The 16,426-nt window shown below is 70.9% G+C and carries 15 protein-coding genes and 1 tRNA gene; 10 read left to right on the top strand and 6 right to left on the bottom strand.

The features are described from left to right. The first annotated feature begins 179 nt into the window (after nt 1–179). Complete coding sequence (locus EXE52_RS06770; protein WP_199237887.1) at nt 180–962, top strand: topoisomerase DNA-binding C4 zinc finger domain-containing protein; 783 nt, start codon at nt 180–182, stop codon at nt 960–962. Nucleotides 963–986: 24 nt separating this feature from the next. Here EXE52_RS06770 and EXE52_RS06765 read toward each other — a convergent pair whose 3' ends face one another. The 3 genes from EXE52_RS06765 to EXE52_RS06755 all read right to left on the bottom strand — a co-directional run bounded on the left by EXE52_RS06765 (nt 987) and on the right by EXE52_RS06755 (nt 5,402). Then, the gene (locus EXE52_RS06765) at nt 987–1,973 is read right to left on the bottom strand and encodes a tyrosine--tRNA ligase (protein WP_049932743.1); all 987 of its coding nucleotides are present in this window, start codon (nt 1,971–1,973) and stop codon (nt 987–989) included. 120 nt (nt 1,974–2,093) lie between these two features. Beyond that, the gene (locus EXE52_RS06760) at nt 2,094–4,142 is read right to left on the bottom strand and encodes a DUF460 domain-containing protein (protein WP_049932740.1); all 2,049 of its coding nucleotides are present in this window, start codon (nt 4,140–4,142) and stop codon (nt 2,094–2,096) included. 75 nt (nt 4,143–4,217) lie between these two features. After that, nucleotides 4,218–5,402: a CBS domain-containing protein gene (locus EXE52_RS06755; RefSeq protein WP_049932738.1), complete on the bottom strand. Its 1,185-nt coding sequence runs from the start codon at nt 5,400–5,402 to the stop codon at nt 4,218–4,220. Between the two features lie 109 nt (nt 5,403–5,511). Between EXE52_RS06755 and EXE52_RS06750 the strand changes: the two genes are divergently transcribed. Then, the gene (locus tag EXE52_RS06750) at nt 5,512–5,892 is read left to right on the top strand and encodes a cupin domain-containing protein (protein WP_049932736.1); all 381 of its coding nucleotides are present in this window, start codon (nt 5,512–5,514) and stop codon (nt 5,890–5,892) included. 41 nt (nt 5,893–5,933) lie between these two features. On the opposite strand, the gene EXE52_RS06745 is transcribed toward EXE52_RS06750, so the two are convergent. Beyond that, on the bottom strand, nt 5,934–6,737 hold the full coding sequence (locus EXE52_RS06745; RefSeq protein ID WP_089308455.1) for a succinylglutamate desuccinylase/aspartoacylase family protein: 804 nt from the start codon (nt 6,735–6,737) through the stop codon (nt 5,934–5,936). A gap of 84 nt (nt 6,738–6,821) precedes the next feature. Beyond that, on the bottom strand, nt 6,822–7,412 hold the full coding sequence (locus tag EXE52_RS06740) for a DUF309 domain-containing protein (RefSeq protein WP_089308454.1): 591 nt from the start codon (nt 7,410–7,412) through the stop codon (nt 6,822–6,824). Nucleotides 7,413–7,523: 111 nt separating this feature from the next. Here EXE52_RS06740 and EXE52_RS06735 point away from each other — a divergent pair, with 111 nt between their 5' ends. The 7 genes from EXE52_RS06735 (at nt 7,524) to EXE52_RS06705 (ending at nt 13,393) form a co-directional block, all read left to right on the top strand. Continuing rightward, nucleotides 7,524–8,405 (top strand): EamA family transporter, encoded by an 882-nt coding sequence (locus EXE52_RS06735; protein ID WP_049932727.1) that lies wholly within the window; start codon nt 7,524–7,526, stop codon nt 8,403–8,405. 72 nt (nt 8,406–8,477) lie between these two features. Beyond that, nucleotides 8,478–9,530 carry a PAS domain-containing sensor histidine kinase gene (locus EXE52_RS06730; RefSeq protein WP_049932725.1) on the top strand — a complete coding sequence of 351 codons (1,053 nt, stop codon included), beginning with the start codon at nt 8,478–8,480 and terminating at the stop codon, nt 9,528–9,530. 30 nt (nt 9,531–9,560) lie between these two features. Further along, nucleotides 9,561–9,644 (top strand) — tRNA-Leu (locus EXE52_RS06725). A 502-nt stretch (nt 9,645–10,146) separates the two neighbouring features. Further along, nucleotides 10,147–11,802: a CTP synthase gene (locus EXE52_RS06720; RefSeq protein WP_089308453.1), complete on the top strand. Its 1,656-nt coding sequence runs from the start codon at nt 10,147–10,149 to the stop codon at nt 11,800–11,802. After that, on the top strand, nt 11,803–12,720 hold the full coding sequence (guaA, locus tag EXE52_RS06715; protein ID WP_049932721.1) for a glutamine-hydrolyzing GMP synthase: 918 nt from the start codon (nt 11,803–11,805) through the stop codon (nt 12,718–12,720). Further along, complete coding sequence (locus EXE52_RS06710) at nt 12,720–13,106, top strand: CTP synthetase (RefSeq protein ID WP_049932720.1); 387 nt, start codon at nt 12,720–12,722, stop codon at nt 13,104–13,106. The genes guaA and EXE52_RS06710 overlap by 1 nt, the downstream gene beginning before the upstream one ends. Further along, nucleotides 13,103–13,393 carry a glutaredoxin family protein gene (locus EXE52_RS06705; RefSeq protein ID WP_089308452.1) on the top strand — a complete coding sequence of 97 codons (291 nt, stop codon included), beginning with the start codon at nt 13,103–13,105 and terminating at the stop codon, nt 13,391–13,393. The genes EXE52_RS06710 and EXE52_RS06705 overlap by 4 nt, the downstream gene beginning before the upstream one ends. Before the next feature lie 45 nt (nt 13,394–13,438). Here EXE52_RS06705 and EXE52_RS06700 read toward each other — a convergent pair whose 3' ends face one another. Continuing rightward, nucleotides 13,439–15,121, bottom strand: coding sequence for an HVO_2922 family protein (locus EXE52_RS06700; RefSeq protein WP_137703572.1), 1,683 nt, complete (start codon nt 15,119–15,121; stop codon nt 13,439–13,441). A 117-nt stretch (nt 15,122–15,238) separates the two neighbouring features. Here EXE52_RS06700 and EXE52_RS06695 point away from each other — a divergent pair, with 117 nt between their 5' ends. Further along, nucleotides 15,239–16,423 carry an amidohydrolase family protein gene (locus EXE52_RS06695; protein ID WP_176450643.1) on the top strand — a complete coding sequence of 395 codons (1,185 nt, stop codon included), beginning with the start codon at nt 15,239–15,241 and terminating at the stop codon, nt 16,421–16,423. Nucleotides 16,424–16,426 lie beyond the last annotated feature (3 nt).

Below are 16,426 nucleotides of genomic sequence, written 5' to 3'. Positions count from 1 at the left end.
GCGCGCCGGCGTCCGAACCCGATCTTGCGATCCGTCGGTATCCGCTTATCAACGAGCGGCCGGGACGTTCGAGCGATCTGCCGTCTCGTCGCGTCACCCGTTCTCACCGCCACCCGCCCGGTATCTCTCTTAAACTCCCGCAACGACCGCTTAACACCCATTCCGCGGCCACCCGTCCTATGCCGGAACGACTCCGCGTGCTCGCAGGCGACTGTCAGGTGACCGACCGCGGCGACCGCACCCGAACCCATCGGGGCCGCGTCGTGGTACTGATCAAACCCGACGACACGACGCTCGTCCACGACGCTGACGGCTACCAGCCCGTCGCGTGGCTCACCCGCCCCGAGAGCGTCGTCGTCGAGGGTGACGGCGACGGGTTCACTGTCACCGCTCGCGACGGATCGCGGCGACTCCGCGTTGTCGCCGAGGAGGCGACAGCCGGCCGGGCGCTCCCCGTCACGGAGGCGGGCGTCCCGGTCGGCACCTGCCCCGACGACGGCGGCCCGCTCGTGCGGTCGCGCGGCGACGTGGCGTGTCTCGACTGCGAGGCGCGCTGGGGGCTCCCGGCGGGCGCGAGCGTCACGGACGCGACCTGCGACGACTGCGGGCTCCCGAAGATCCGCGTCGAGCGCGGCGAGCCGTTCCACCTCTGTCTCGACCCCGCGTGCGACCCGATGGAGGCGGCCGTCAGCGACCGGTTCGACGGCGCTTGGGAGTGCCCGGACTGCGAGGGGGACCTCCGGGTCCGCTCCGCGCCGGGTCGCGTCTACCTCGGCTGCGAGCGCTATCCCGACTGCGACACCACCTTCTCGTTCCCCGCGGGCGTCGCCGTCGACGAGTGCGACTGCGGGCTCCCCGTCTTCGAGACGGCGGCCGGACTGGGTTGTCTTGACGGGACCTGCGAGGTCGACGGCCGCGCGACGGGCGAAAAGCCGGAGGTCACGGGGAAAGGAGACGGCTAACAGCGCTCCGCCCGGCGGGGTGGCTTACTCGGCGAGCTGCTGGCGGCCCGGCGCGATGAGGCGGTCGAGGTACTCGGCGAGCGCGCCCTTCGCGTCCGCGGGGTGGAGTTCGCCCGACTCCAAGTCGGCTTCGAGGGCGTCGTAGGCGTCGTACTCCAGGTCTCCGCCGTACTCCTCCGGGCGCTCGACGGTGACCGCGTCGAACCGCGGGAAGACGTGGTACTCGAACACCTGGAGGACGGGGTTCTCTCGCTCCGCGCCGTCGTCGGTCGGCTCCGGATCTGCCGTCGGCGGGCAGTAGGCGTCGTTCACCTTCGACTCGATGTCCTCGCGGGAGTCCTCCATCGAGATGGTGACGCCCTCGCTGGAGGACATCTTGCCGCGGCCGGTCGCGAGGTCGGCGATCAGCGGCGTGTGGAGGCTCGTCGGCGGCTCGCGGTCGATGCTCGGCAGCACGTCGCGCGCGAGCATGTGGACCTTCCGCTGCTCCATCCCGCCGACCGCGACGTCGACGCCGAGGTACGGGATGTCGAGCGCCTGCATCAGCGGGTAGACGGCCTGCGACACCTTCACCGAGTCGCCCGAGCTGATCTCGGCCATCGCCCGCTCGGCCCGCGCGAGGGTGGTCTCGAGCTCCAGGGCGTGGAGGTCGAGCGTGTAGTCGTCGTCGAGCTGGAAGTCCGAGCCGAGCACGAACTGCGTGTTCGACTCGTCGAGCCCGTAGGCGATGAACTGGTCGCGCATCCGCTCGGCGGTGTGGCGGATCTCCTCGAACGACCCCTTGTCGTTGAGGTAGGCGTGTACGTCCGCGAGGAGGACCGTAACCTCGAAGCCCGCCTCCTGGAGGTCGATGAGCTTGTTCGCGGTGAGCATGTGACCGATGTGGAGCACGCCCGAGGGCTCGTAGCCGACGTACGCCCGCTTTCCTTCGGGGTCGTCGGCCAGCGCCTCGATCTCCGACTCGGTGACCACCTCGGCCGCGTTCCGGGTGATCAGCTCGTGAGCGTCCATACCTCCGAGTGTGCGTTCCCGGACATATGACTTCTGGATGCGTGCCGACGACTCACGCGGAGCGCCGCCAGCGCGCCCGTCGGCCGCTTTGACTCGCGTTCCGGTCGTCCCCGGGCGCGCTCACTCCTCCGTCTCGGGCAGCGTCCGCCCCGCCCGGTGTTCGGAGATGATCCGGTCGATCCGCTCGGCCTTCTCGTCGCGCCGGCGCTGCTCGGCGCGCTCCTCCCAGTCCTCGACGGCGGCCGCGAGGTCCTCCTCGCTCGCGACCGCCAGCTCGTCCACCTCGCGGACCGGCACGGCGTCGGCGGGCACCACGGGGACGGCGCGCTCGAACAGCACCTCGTCGGCGACGTCTGAGAGGTTCCCATCGCCGCGGATCACGGCCCGCGGCTCCGCCTCCGCGAGCCGCTCCGCGGTCCGCCGGCCAGCGCCCGACGCGTCCCGGAGGTAGACCACGTCGCCGGCGACGAGCCCGTAGGCGTCGTCCGCGGCGTCGAGCGCGTCGAGCGTGAACTGCTCGACGACCTTCACGCTCACCAGCCCCCGCCCCTCGGCCACGTCGCCGAAGTTCGAGTGGTCGAGCCGCCACAGCTCCTTCAGCGTCTCCACCTTGCGTTCGAGGTCGGCGACGCGCTCTTCTGCCTCGTCGCGCTCGCGCTCCAGCCGGTCCGTCTCGCGTTCGAGCCGCGAGACTGCGCGCCGCGAGCGCGCCTCGATGCGCTCCTCGCGTTTCGCCTCCTCCAGCTCGCCCTCCAGCTCAGCGATCCGGTCGTCGCGCTCCTCTAAGTCCTCCTCCAGCGACTCGGCGTGCGACTCCAGCCGGTCGACGCGCTCGCGAAGCCGGCGGATCGTCTCCTCCTCCTCGGTGCGGTCGGGCTCGGTGGGGTCCGCCTCGTCCGCGTCGTCCTCGTCTCCGTCCCCGCCGTCGTCCTCGCTCAGGTCCTCGATGACGGCCTCGACGGACGAGCCGCCCGCGACGACGCCGGCGATCACCGCCCCGCGGTCGAGCCGCGGGGGCGTCTTCGCCGCGATCCGCTCGAACTGGTCCTCGTGGTCGTCGTAGGCGTACAGCGCGGCCGCCAGCGCGTCGCGCTCGTGGTCGTTCGCGTAGCTCGCCTCGCGGGTGCGGTGGAGCTTCTCATCGACCGGGAGGTCGGTCGTCGGCCGCCACCCGGCGGCGTCGAACGAGCGCCGGAACTTCTCGACCGTCTCCGGCATCGGCTCCACGTCGGCGGCGACGATGATCGGTCGCCCCTGCTCGACGATCCACTCGGTCACCTCGGCGGTATCGCCGGTGCGGGAGGAGTACAGCGCGTGGACCGTGCCGTCGAGGCCGACGACCGCGGCCGCGGTGGTCGTCCCGGGGTCGATCCCGACGATGACGCGGTCGCGCCGCTTCACCAGCGGCTCGTACTCGATCCCGTCGCGGCGTTCCCGCTCGACCTCGACGCGCACGTCGCCCGCCCGCGAGTTCGACACCGGGATATCCTCGGGGCGGGCCTCGACGGTGAACGTCGCGTTCGCGTAGCCGCCGTACTTCTCGGTCACGTCCCGCTCGAAGTCGAGGTTCGCATCCTTCAGCTTCGACTGGACCTGGCGCGTCCGCTTGCGGACGTTACCGTGGATCCGCCGCGTGTAGCGGTCCTGACTCCACCCGCCATTTCCGGTCGAGCGCCCGCGAGACACCTTGACGGTCGTCTCGTCGGTGAACGCGGTCACCTCGTGGCCGACGTTCGCGGCGGCGAGCCGCGCCGACGCCTCCGCCTCCTTCATCGGCTTCTTGCCGTAGGGGATGCCGTGCCGGGAGGCGACCCGCGAGAGCGGCTCCGGCCGTTCCGCGCCGGTCACCTGGACGAGGCGGGTCCCGTCTGGCAGCGACCGGAGGAAGTTGACGAGCTCCCCCTTGTCCGCCGCCAGCTCGTAGGCGTTGTCGGTGGCGACGTAGAGGGGCTCGCGGTCGTCGATCAGCCGGCAGAGCTTCCGGAACGAGACCACGTCGCGGGTGATCCGGGCCATCGGACCGTCGGCGTCGGGGGCGTCCGGGTCGTCCTCGTCGACGGGGTCCAGGATGACCAGCGCGTAGGAGGGGCTGTCGCCGCGGACGTCGCCGCTGTGGACGTCGACGCCGAACACCGGCCGGTCGCGGGCGCGGATGGTCCGGGTTGTCACATCCCGAGTAGGTCGTTGCCGCGTATATACCCCACGCCGGGGGCGGTCGCGGACCGCCGCCGCGGGAGCGAGCGGTCAGAGGATTCGGGGCTCTTCGCCGGCCTGCTGTCGCCGGCCGCTGATGACGCCCGGCGTCCCGCCCGTCTGGATGATGTTGAACGCGGTCATCAGGTCCGACCGCGAGATGAGGCCGACGAGTTCGCCGTCGGCATCGACTACGGGGAGGCGGCCGACGCCGTGTTCCTGCATGGTCTGGAGGGCGGTCAGGGCGTCGGCGTCCGGGTCGACGGCGACGAGGTCGGTCACCATCACGTCGTCGACGCGGTAGGCGTCGCGCTCGACTTCGCGGACCGACCGGGCATCTTCGAGGGTGACCATCCCGACGAGCTCGTCGCCGTCGAGGACGGGGTAGCCAGTGTGGCGCTCCTCGAACATCCGGCTCATCAGGTCGCCGACCGAGGTGTCCTCCGTCACCGTGTGGAGCCCCTCACGGGGCGTCATCACGTCGCCGACGGTCACGTCCTCGAAGGCGGCCTTCAGGGTCGTCTGCTGGGCCTCGCCCGAGGCGGCGATGTAGACGAAGAAGGCGAGCACGATGAGCAGCAGCTGGAAGGTGAACAGGCCGAAGATCCCCATCAGGAACGCGAACACCTTCCCCACGGAGGCGGCCCGCTGGGTCGCCTGCGCGTGTGGCTGGTTCCGTGCGAGCAGCGCCCGGAGGACCCGCCCGCCGTCCATCGGGAACGCGGGCAGCATGTTGAACACGGCGAGGACGATGTTCAGGAGCGCGAGGTAGCCGAAGACGAAGAGGACGGCGTTCGAGCCGACGGGCGCGACGAGGACGACCCCGTAGCAGGCGATCCCCACCGCGACGCTGACGAGCGGGCCGGCGATCGCGATCCAGAACTCGTGTCTCCAGTCTTCGGGGAACTCGGCGAAGCTGGCGAGGCCGCCGAGCAGCCACAGCGTGATCGACTCGATCTCGTAGCCGTATCGCATGGCGACCAGCGAGTGGCCGAACTCGTGAAGCAGCACCCCGACGAACAGCCCGATCACGGCCGACAGCCCGAGTACCCACGGCGTGGTGCCGCTCGCGACCGCGGTCGCGTCGATCCCGAGACCGGCCGTCTCGTTCATCACCTCCGCGATCATCCCGACTTGCGACCCGATCAGGTACGCGAACAGCGGTAAGACGATCAGAAACGTCCAGTTGAGCCGGATCGGAATCCCGAACGCGCTCCCGATCTTGATTCCACGCATGCCATCGCGTTCGGCCGGTGAGCGGTTAAGTCACAGGGGTCGGTCGACGTTCGAGCCGCCGGGACCGGGCGGTGAGCAATTAAATACGCGCCTCCCGTCACGGTCGCGTATGAGCGACGCAGGCGACGCCGAGTCGGTCGTGAAGCGCGGCGACGACATCGCGTACGAGCCCGTCGAGGCCGCCGAGGGGCTCTCGAAGGGCGTCCTCCTCGACGAGTCGGACGGCGCGCCGACCTTCGCGATGCGCCGGTTCGAGCTCGAACCGGGCGCCGAGGTCCCCCGCCACACCAACGCGATCGAACACGAGCAGTACGTCCTCGCCGGGGAGTACGTCGTCGGGATCGGCGACGAGGAACGCACCGTGTCGGCCGGCGACACTCTCCTGATCCCGCCGGGGGTCGAACACTGGTACCGCAACGAGCGCGACGAGCCCGGCGCGTTCATCTGTGCGGTGCCGAACGGCGACGACGCGATCGAACTCGTCGAGTAGCGGGCGTCCGGGCTCGGCCTCGCGCGCCGCGAGGCGGGCACCTACTCCAGCGTGCCGACGCGGTCGGCGACGTAGCCGAACTGGTCGCGGTAGCCGTTCGGCGATAACAGTACGGGGTAGAATGGCTCGTCGGCGAGCAGCGGTTCGCCGTCGGCGGCCGCGAACCGCTCGCCGGGCTCGACGCGCTCGAAGTTGCGCGCGAACACCTCGTACGCCTCCGCCTCCGGCTTCGGGATCCGCTTGCGGAGTCGGAACACCGACACGTCCTCCCGACCGCCAGCGTCGAGCACGTCGTCGGCGCCGGGCGCGGAGATGGCGCCGGTCGCGGCGAGGAACGCGCGCGACAGCCAGTAGGCGTTGTCAGCGGCCGCCTCGGAGCCTTGGAGCCCCGCCTCCACTTCGAGCGTGTGCGGGTGCTCGATGAGTCGGCCCTCGGTGAACGCGTCCGTCTGGATCACCGCGTCCACGGGGAGGTGCGGCGCGACAGCGCGGGTCACTTCGTCCATCGAGTCGATGACCGCGAACGGCTCCGCGTACGACTGCGTCGAGTGGATCGCGAGGGTCGTACACCCTTCCAGCGCGTCGACCAGTTCGGCCGCGAGCCGGACCTCGTGGGCCTCCGCGTCGGGGTTTCCGGGGAACGCCCGGTTGAGGTCGGCGTCGAGGTAGCGCTCGCCCGCGTCGAGCGCCGCCTCGTTTGCGGTGACGAGGCGGACCGGTCGCTCGGGGTCGAGGTCGGCGTCGAGCAGGCGCTCGACGGCGCGGGCGCCGCAGGGCTCGTCGCCGTGGATCGCGCCGACGACGGCGACCTCGGGCTCCCCGTCGCCCAGATCGTGGATCTCCATACCACACCCTGACGAGCGGCGAATAAGTGGCGTTCGGATCCGCGGCGAGCGGTCCGATCCCCGTGCGTCAGGCAACGCCCGGGCTCAGTGCCCCTCGTCGACGCGCTCAGTGTACTCGTAGTCGGTGGGGTACGCCGGCTGACGTGCGCCGTCGAGGGGTATCTGCCACCCGTCGACCGCGGCGGGGTCGTCGAGCGCGGCCCGGAGCGTCTCTCGCACGTCGTCGACGTCGACCCCGTAGAAGTCGCTCGGGATCCCGTCGAGGTACTGGAGGGCCGTCTCGAACAGCGACCGCATCCCCGCGTCGTTCTCGAAGTCGACGCGCTTGTACGCGCCCGCGGCCACCTGGACCATCCCGTGGAGGAAGGCGCTCTCGGCCGTGCCGCTGCCGTAGTTGTACCACTCGTCCTCGAAGCAGTCGTGGCTCTCGTGGTAGGCGCCGTCGTTGAAAAGCCGCACGCCGTGTTCGGTCGCGCGTCGGAGCGTCGCGTGTTCCCAGTACCCGCCGACCGCCTGTGCGTCTGGCAGCCCGTCCGCGTCGCCGGATGACGCGTCCGCGTCGCCGGACGACGCTTCCGCCTCTCCGGACGCCGCGCGCGACTCGTCGCCCGCGTGCCATCCGGTCGGGTTCCCGAGCGGCGGGGCGACGCCGGGGTCCCGAGTGTGGTCGTCCATGTGCGTGCCGTTCACGCGGCAGCGACCTAACCGTTTCGCGGCGCCGGCGGCGAAGCCGACCGGCCCGCGAACCGAACCCTTCTTTCCCCCGCTCGCGCTCGGGTCGACCGCATGGACGCCGGACTCCTCGCCGCGGTCGCCGCCGCCGTCGTCTGGGGCGCGTACCTCTTCGTCCTGAAGCGCGCCTTCGCCGGATACCCGCCCGCCGCGCTGACGGTGGCGATCAACGTCGCGGCGGTCTCGTGGTTCCTCGCCGGGACCGGGCTGACGGTCGGGTTCGGCGACGCCGCGGCGGGGGTGTCCGGGCTCGTCGCGCCGCGTCGGGCCGCGGTCGTCGCCGTCACGACCCTCGGGACGGCCGCCGCCTTCGTCCTCTTCTTGCGCGCCATCGACCAGGGGGCGGTGTCGTACGTCGCGCCGATCAACAAGATCGTCCCGATGTTCGTCCTCCCGCTGGAGGTCGGACTGCTCGGGCAGGTCCTCGCGCCGGTCCAGGTCGCCGGCGTCGTCGTCACCACCCTCGCGGTGTACGTCGCGAACTACGAGCCGGGGGGTTTCTTCGCGCCGTTCGCGCGGGCCGCGCGCTCCCGGCCGGCGCAGCTGGCGCTCGCGAGCGCGGCCTGCTACGCGGTCGCCGACGTGGGCAAGCGGGTCGCGCTCCAGGAGTTCTCGATCCCCGGCACGCTGTGGGTGCCGCTCCTGCTCGCCGGCGTCGCGGTCGTCCTCTTTCCGGCGGCGCTCCGGAGCCCGTTCGCGGTCACCCGGCGGGACCTCCCGAAGTTCCTCGCGGCCGGCGGGCTCGTCGCGCTCGGCGAGCACCTGACGACGGTCGCGTTCGCGGCGCTGCCCGCGAGCGTCGCCTCCCCCGTGATCAACACGCAGGCGATCGTCGCGGTGGTCCTCGGGGGCGTGCTGCTCGGCGAGCGGCACTTCCGGCTCCGGCTCGCCGCGGCGGTCCTCGCGGTCGCCGGCGTCGCGATGATCGCCGGCTGACGCGGTCGGCCGCTCGCCGCCACGCCTGCCGCTACCCGAGTAACACTTGTCTCTGGGGCCCGTACGGGCCGTATGGAAACTCCGCCGGAGTCGGTCCCGATCGATCACGCCGAGTCGATCGTGAATGCCCTCGGCGACGGCGCGTACGTCCTCGACGCCGACCGGAACCGCGTGTTCGTCAACGACCGCCTCCGCGAGGTGACTGGCTTCGACGAGGCGGTTCTCCACGCGAAACACCCCGAGCGACTCGTCGCGGAGGGGCGCTGGAGCGAGGAGGCGGGCGAGCGCTACCGCGCCGCGGTCGAGCGCGTCCTCGGGGGCGAAGCCGACGACGAGCGCGTCCAGCTCACGACGACGCTCGACGACGGGAGCGACGTGACGACGGAAACGCGGCTGACGCCGATCGAGCGCGGCGGCGCCGTCGTCGGCGCGGTGGGAGTCATCCGCGACGTCACGGCGCGGGTCGAGCGCGAGCGCGAACTGGAGCGCCTCAACGAGCGGCTCGAACGGCTCGCGGGGTTCATCTCGCACGACCTCCGGAACCCCCTGTCGGTCGCGCGGGGGTACATCGACCTCGCGCGCGAGACCGGCGACACCGAGCAGTTAGCCGCCGCCGAGAGCGCGTTCGGTCGGATCGAGTCGATGATCGACGAGGCACTCGTAATGGCCCGCGATCCGGACGCGATCGAGACGGAGGACGCCGCGGTCGACCTCGCCGACCTTGCGGCCGACTGCCTAGGGTCGGGCGACTTCGGAGAGATCCCCGCTGACGCCGACCTCGTCGTCGCGGACGCCGGCGCCGTCACCGGCGACCCGACCCTGCTCCGGCGCGCCGTCGGGAACCTCATCGGCAACGCCTTCGAGTACGGCGGGGACGCCCCCACGGTTCGAGTCGGCGTCGACGACCGCGGGCTGTACGTGGCCGACGACGGTCCTGGGCTCCCGGATGACGAGCGCGACCGGGTGGAACTGACCGACTTTGGCGTCTCTCCTGGGGGCGGGACCGGGATCGGGCTCGCTATCGTCGAGCACGTGGCGGCCGCGCACGGCTGGACGCTCGAAGTCGACGAGTCCCCAGAGGGGGGCTTCCGGGCGACGCTGGTCGGTGCGGAACCGACGGGATAAAGAGGAGGCCGATCCAACGCCAGTCCGCGTGCGAGGGTAGCCAAGCCCGGAAACGGCGGCGGATTCAAGCTCCGCTCCTGTAGAGGTCCGTGGGTTCAAATCCCTCCCCTCGCATCGCCGGGGTCCTCCCCCCGTGATGCGGGAAGACGCTCTCGGAGCGCTCTTCCCTCGCAAAATCCACTCGAACGCCGCGAGCGACTGCTCTGTCAAATCGGCTGCCAGAGGGACCTTCGGTCCCTCGCTGGAGTCAGTCGTCCGAAGCGAAGCGAGGACGACTGACGAGGCCGGGGAGGCGCGAGGTGCGGTTGCTGTGTGGGGCGGGACTCAAACGGGCGGTCGCGACGGCGAAGCACGACAAACAAACACCGCAGGGAGCGAGCGGAGTGAGCGACTGAGGACCACAGCGAGTCGCGCGAGTCCTCGCGACCGGGGCTTTGGCGGTGTTCGCCGATGATCCACGGTCACCGACTTCCGAACAAGCGGTCGACCTGACGGCCTCGATCACCTCGCCACCACACAGTTCTCCACGGTGATCCGACACGTCCCGAAACGACACGAACGTCCAGCGAACCGCGGGGTCCGAAACGGTTTTGCCCCGGCCTGCCGGACGGTCGATATGCCAGCAGATCCCGACACGGGGTACGACCCCTCGCTGGGTCGGAAGTTCGTGTTCGTCACGGGCGGAGTGATGTCCGGGCTGGGCAAGGGCATCACCGCCGCCAGCACCGGGCGCCTTCTCGCCAACGCGGGCTTCGACGTCACCGCCGTCAAGGTGGACCCGTACCTCAACGTCGACGCCGGGACGATGAACCCGTACGAGCACGGTGAGGTGTACGTCCTCAAGGACGGCGGCGAGGTCGACCTCGACCTCGGCAACTACGAGCGCTTCCTCGGGACCGACATGACGTTCGACCACAACGTTACCACGGGGAAGACGTACCAGCACGTCATCGAGCGCGAGCGCGCCGGCGACTACCTCGGCAAGACCGTCCAGATCATCCCGCACGTCACCGACGACATCAAGCGTCGCATCCGGGAGGCCGCCGAGGGGAGCGATGTCTGTCTCGTCGAGATCGGCGGGACGGTCGGAGATATCGAGTCGATGCCGTTCCTCGAAGCCCTCCGCCAGTTCGCCCACGAGGAGGACGACGATGACATCCTCTTCACGCACGTCACCCTCGTCCCGTACTCGAAGAACGGCGAGCAGAAGACGAAGCCCACCCAGCACTCCGTGAAAGAGCTGCGCTCGATCGGCCTCCAGCCCGACATCCTCGTCGGCCGCTCGGAGGACCGACTCGACCCGGAGACGAAAGAGAAGATCGCGCTCTTCTGTGACGTGCCCACGGACGCCGTCTTCTCGAACCCCGATGTCGAGGACATCTACCACGTCCCGCTGATGGTCGAAGACGAGGGATTAGACGAGTACGTGATGGAGCGGCTCGGCCTCGCCGACGAGGCGCTTCCGAAGGAAGAGCGGTCGACGGAGTGGCGCGAGCTGGTCACCCGCGACCGCGACGAGGAGATCGACGTGGCGCTCGTGGGCAAGTACGCGCTTGAAGACGCGTACATGTCGATCCACGAGGCGCTGAAACACGCCGGCATCCAGACCGGCACCGAGGTGAACGTGCTGTGGGTCGATGCCGACGAGACGCAGGCCGAACACGAGAAGCGGCTCGCCGAGGCCGACGCGGTCGTCGTCCCCGGCGGCTTCGGCTCCCGCGGGACCGACGGGAAGATCGAGGCGATCCGCTACGCCCGCGAGAACGGCGTGCCGTTCCTCGGGCTCTGCTTGGGCTTCCAGATGGCCGTCGTCGAACACGCGCGCAACATCCTCGGGCTCGACGGCGCCCACTCCGCGGAGATCGACCCCGACACGCCGCACCCCGTCATCGACCTGCTCCCCGAGCAGTACGAGACGGAGGACATGGGCGGGACGATGCGGCTCGGCGCCCACGAGACCGACATCGAGCCCGACACGCTCGCCGCCCGGGTGTACGACGCCGACGCCTGTACCGAGCGCCACCGCCACCGCTACGAGGTGAACCCTGAGTACATCGACGATCTGGAGGCCGACGGACTCGTCTTCTCGGGGCGCGCCGACAACCGGATGGAGATACTCGAACGCCCGGGCCACCCGTTCTTCTTCGGGACGCAGGCGCACCCCGAGTTCCGGTCGCGGCCCGACCGCGCGAGCCCGCCGTTCGTCTCCCTCGTCGAGGCGGCGCTGGGATCGACGGACACAACCGAGCGGAACGCGGACGTGAGGCTATAGATGGTCGAGACGGAGGAATTCATCGCGGAGGCGAAAGCGGAGATACGGGAGGCGATCGGCGACGCGAACGCCGTGATCGCCTTATCCGGCGGGGTCGACTCCTCGGTCGCGGCGACGCTCGCCTACGAGGCGGTCGGCGACCAGCTCACCCCCGTCTACGTCGACACGGGACTGATGCGGAAGGGGGAGACCGCGGAGATACGGGACACGTTCGACTTCATGGAGTCGCTGCGCGTCATCGAGGCGCAGGACCGGTTCTTCGACCGGCTCGAAGGTGTCACCGACCCCGAGGAGAAGCGCCACGTCATCGGCGAGGGGTTCATCGACGAGTTCGAGACGGTCGCGCGCGACGTGGACGCCGACTACCTCGTTCAGGGGACGATCTACCCCGACCGCATCGAGTCGGAGGGGAACATCAAGTCGCACCACAACGTCGGCGGGCTCCCCGAGGTCGTCGACTTCGAGGGGATCGTCGAGCCCGTCCGCGACCTCTACAAGGACGAGGTGCGCGAGGTCGCCCGGGAGCTCGGCCTCGAGGAGATCATCTCCGAGCGCATGCCGTTCCCCGGGCCCGGGCTCGCCGTCCGGATCGTCGGCGAGGTGACCCCCGAGAAGGCCGCGGTCGCCCGCGAGGCGACCCACGTCGTCGAGGAGGAGTTAGCGGAGTACGACCCGTGGCAGGCGTTCGCCGCGGTCCTCGGCAAGGCGACCGGCGTCAAGGGCGACAACCGCGTCCACGGCTGGGTAGTCGCCGTGCGCTCCGTCGAGAGCCGTGACGGGATGACCGCCCGCGCGCAGGAGCTCGACTGGAGTACGCTCCAGCGGATCCAGAGCCGGATCACCGGCGAGAACGAGAACGTGGCGCGGGTCGTCTACGACGTGACCCACAAGCCGCCCGCGACGATCGAGTACGAGTGATGACGGACCAACCACTCGCCGTCGTCGCCGGCCCCGACGAGCACGGGCTCGGCGAGGAGCTCGCCGCGTGCGGCGTCGCGATCAACCGTATCGAGGGGCTCGTCACCGCCGACGCGCTCGCCGAGGCCGGCATCGCCGACGCCGCGTACTTCGTCCTCACCGACGTGGAGGAAGCGACCGGTATCCCGGTCGCGAAGGAAAAGAATCCGGAGGTCCAGATCGTGACGTACGCGAGCCGGTCGCTGCCGGAGTTCGTCGCGACGGTCGCCGACCTCGCGGTCGGCCCCGAACTGCTGGACGCCGCGACGGTCGCCGAGGAGCTGACCGGCGACGCGGACGACCCCGCCGAACCGGCCGACGACGCGGACGGCTCCTCCGAGCCGTGACCGGGGACGAAGCCTCGGCCGACGAGGGCCCGACGACCGTCCCTGTCACCCTCTACACCCGCGAGAACTGCTCGTTGTGCGTCATCGCCCGCGAGACGATCGAGTCGGTCGCCGCCGACCTCGACCCCGTGACGGTCGATATCGACGAGATAGACGTCGATACCGACCCGGAACTGGCAGACGAGTACGGCGAGCGCGTCCCCTACGTGCTGGTCGACGGCCACCCGGCGTTCAAGTACGAGGTCGACGAGCGCGACCTGCGGCTGAAGCTTCTCGCGGCGACCTGATCCGGGTAAAAACGCGCGACGGACCGCCCGGCTCTACCGCCCGGTCTACTGCTCGACCGTCTCCGCCCCGGGAGCGTTGGCCTTCACGCCCGTCACGGCCTCGACGGCGCTCGACCGGGAGGCGTACCCCTCGCCTGAGTCCGCGAGGACGTTGCCGTTGCGGTGACGGAGCCGCCAGCGCCACTCGTCGGCGGCGTCCTCGTATATGTCGAACGCCGCCCCGCCGGCCGCCAGCGCGCTCGCGTCGGGGGCGTACTCGCCGACGCGCTTGACCGCGTCCGTCGCGTTCGACTCGGAGGCGTACCCCTGGCCGGAGTCGGCGATGATGTTCCCGTTGTCGTGGACGAGCCGCCAGCGCCACTTGCCGCCCCTGTCCTCGTAGGCTTCGAACGTCGCCTTGCTCTCGCCGTCGCCCGCCCGGCCCTCCGCCTCCTCGTCGTCCGGGAACTCGAGCCCCGCGCCGCCCGCGTTGGACCTGACGCTGTCGAGCCCCTGCTGTGCCTTCGACCGGGAGGCGTACCCCTGGCCGGAGTCGGCGATGACGTTCCCGTTCTGGTGGACGAGCCGCCAGCGGTACTCGCTGGCCGCGTCCTCGAACACCTCGAACGCGGCGGGGTCGATCCGGAGGTAGTCCGCGGCTGCGACGTGGTCGCGCAGCTTCGAGAGCGCGCGCTTCGCGTTCGACTTGGAGGCGTACCCCTCGCCGGAGTCGCCGACGATCTCGCCGTTGTCGTGGCGGAGCCGAAAGCGCCACTCGTCGGCGGCGTCGGCGTACAGCTCGAACGTCGCGTCGCTCTCCGGGCCCTCCGTCTCGTCCGGGATGGCCACGTCCGGGTCCGTCGCGTCGGTCGGCTCCGGGCCGTCGTCGTCGGCCACGGCCGCCGCCTCCTCGACCGGCGTCTCGATCCGGAGGAGGCCGGCGCCGAGCGCGTTCCGGCGCACGCTGTGGAGGCCCTGCTGGGCTTTCCCGCGGCTGCTGTACCCCTGTCCGGCGGTCGCGATGACGTTGCCGTTGCGGTGGCGGAGCCGCCAGCGCGGCTTCCCGCTCGCGTCCTCGAACAGCTCGAACCGGGCCTTGCTCTCGCGCAGCGACGCGACGACGGCCTCCGCGGCCGTCAGCTCGTCACGGGTCGCTTCGAGGTCGGCCTCTGTCTCCGAGAGATCTTCACGGGCCGCCTCCAGCTCGGACTCCGTCGACGCCAGCTCGCCACGGGTCGCCGCCAGCTCCTCACCCGCCTCCTCGGCCGTCGCGGTCGCCGCGGCGGCCTCGTCGCGCATGCGCTCGTAGTCCTCGTAGACGGGGTCCGAGAGCAGGGGGACGACCGTCCCCGCGACCCCGATCAGGAGGAGCCCGACCCCGTAGACGGTGATCACGGCCGGGTCGCCCGACGCGGTGAGCCACCCGTCCGGGAAGACGTTCACGAACCACACGACGCCGAGGACGCTCACCGCCGTGCCGAGGTAGCCGAGGTACGTCCCGGTCCGCTGGAGCGGGAACCGGATCACGGCCCCGAGCATCACGAACGGCGGGGCCAGCGCGGCCAGCGCGTACCCGACGCCGCGGGCGACGGTCGCCGACTCGGTGAGGAGAAACACCGCGACGCCGGCGAGGCCGAGCAGCACGCCGAAGCCGAACAGCCAGTAGCCGTTCACCTCGTCGGTCGTCGTCGGCGTGCCGATTCGCCGCCGGTACAGTCCGCCGCCGTCTTGTTTGTCATCTGTTGCCATATGACGGCTGACTCCGGCCAGCCGGTTATATGTAGTGGCGATTGACACGAGCGCGCGCTCGCCTCCCCGACTACCGCGACCCGAGCGTTTACGACCCTGACGCTCCCTCGTGGTGGCATGTACGTACTGCGAGGCGGTCGCGTGGCGGACGCCGAGGGGACCCGCGAGGCCGACGTGGCGGTCGCGGACGGCGATATCGTCGCGGTCGGCGAGCCGGCGGCGGTCGACGACGCGGTCGCGGAGCGCGACGCGGGGGAGGTCACGGAGGTCGACGCCGACGGGCGGGTCGTCTCGCCCGGACTGATCGACGCGCACGTCCACGCGATGATGGACGGGCGACCGGACGTCTCGACGGCGGTCTCCGACAGCGACTACGCGGCGAGCTACCGGGCCGCGAGCAACCTCGAGGCCGCGGTCGAAGCGGGCGTCACGACCGTCCGCGACCTCGGCAGCCGCGGGACGCTCGCGCTCGACGCCGGCGAGGCGATCGCGGCCGGCGACATCGACGGGCCGCGCGTGCTCGCCTGCGGCCGCAACGTGATCATGACCGGCGGCCACGGCAACTGGTTCGGTCGGGAGGCCGACGGCCCCGCGGAGGTGCGGAAGGCGGCCCGCGAGCAGCTGAAGGCGGGCGCGGACGTGCTCAAGTGTATGGCCACCGGCGGTGTGCTCACCGAGGGCGCGGTGACGGGTGCGCCCGAACTGACACCCGAGGAGCTCGCCGCGTTCACCGACGCCGCGGCGCCCACGGACACGCCGACCGCGGCCCACGCTCACGGCGAGGTCGGGATCAAGAACGCGGTGGAGGCCGGCATCTCCAGTATCGAACACGGGACGTTCATGGACCGCGAGGCCGCCGAAATGATGGCCGAGCGCGGCACCTACTGGGTGCCGACCGCGAGCGCCCTCCGCGGCATCGTCGACAACGGGATCGAGGCCGGGATCCCCGAAGACGCCGTCGCGAAGGCCGAGGACGCCGCCGAGCGCTTCGGCGACGCGTGGGACCACGCGCTCGACGCGGGCGTCCCGATCGCGATGGGGACCGACGCGGGCACGCCGTTCAACTTCTTCGAGGAGATCCCGCAGGAGATGGGGTACATGGTCGATTACGGGCTCTCGCCGGAGCGCGCGCTGGAGGCCGCCACCGTCAACGCCGCCGACCTGCTCGGACTCGACGACGTGGGGCTCGTCGCCGAGGGGTATCGGGCCGACCTCGTCGTCCTCGACGCCGACCCGACCGAGGACGTCGAGGCGTGGCGGGACCCGGACGCGGTGTTCGCCCGCGGCGAGCGCGTCGCCTGACGG

Source organism: Halorubrum sp. CGM4_25_10-8A (genome assembly GCF_005435025.1).
In the GTDB taxonomy this organism is placed as follows: Archaea; Halobacteriota; Halobacteria; order Halobacteriales; family Haloferacaceae; genus Halorubrum; species Halorubrum ezzemoulense.
This window is presented reverse-complemented; position numbering and strand designations above follow the sequence as displayed.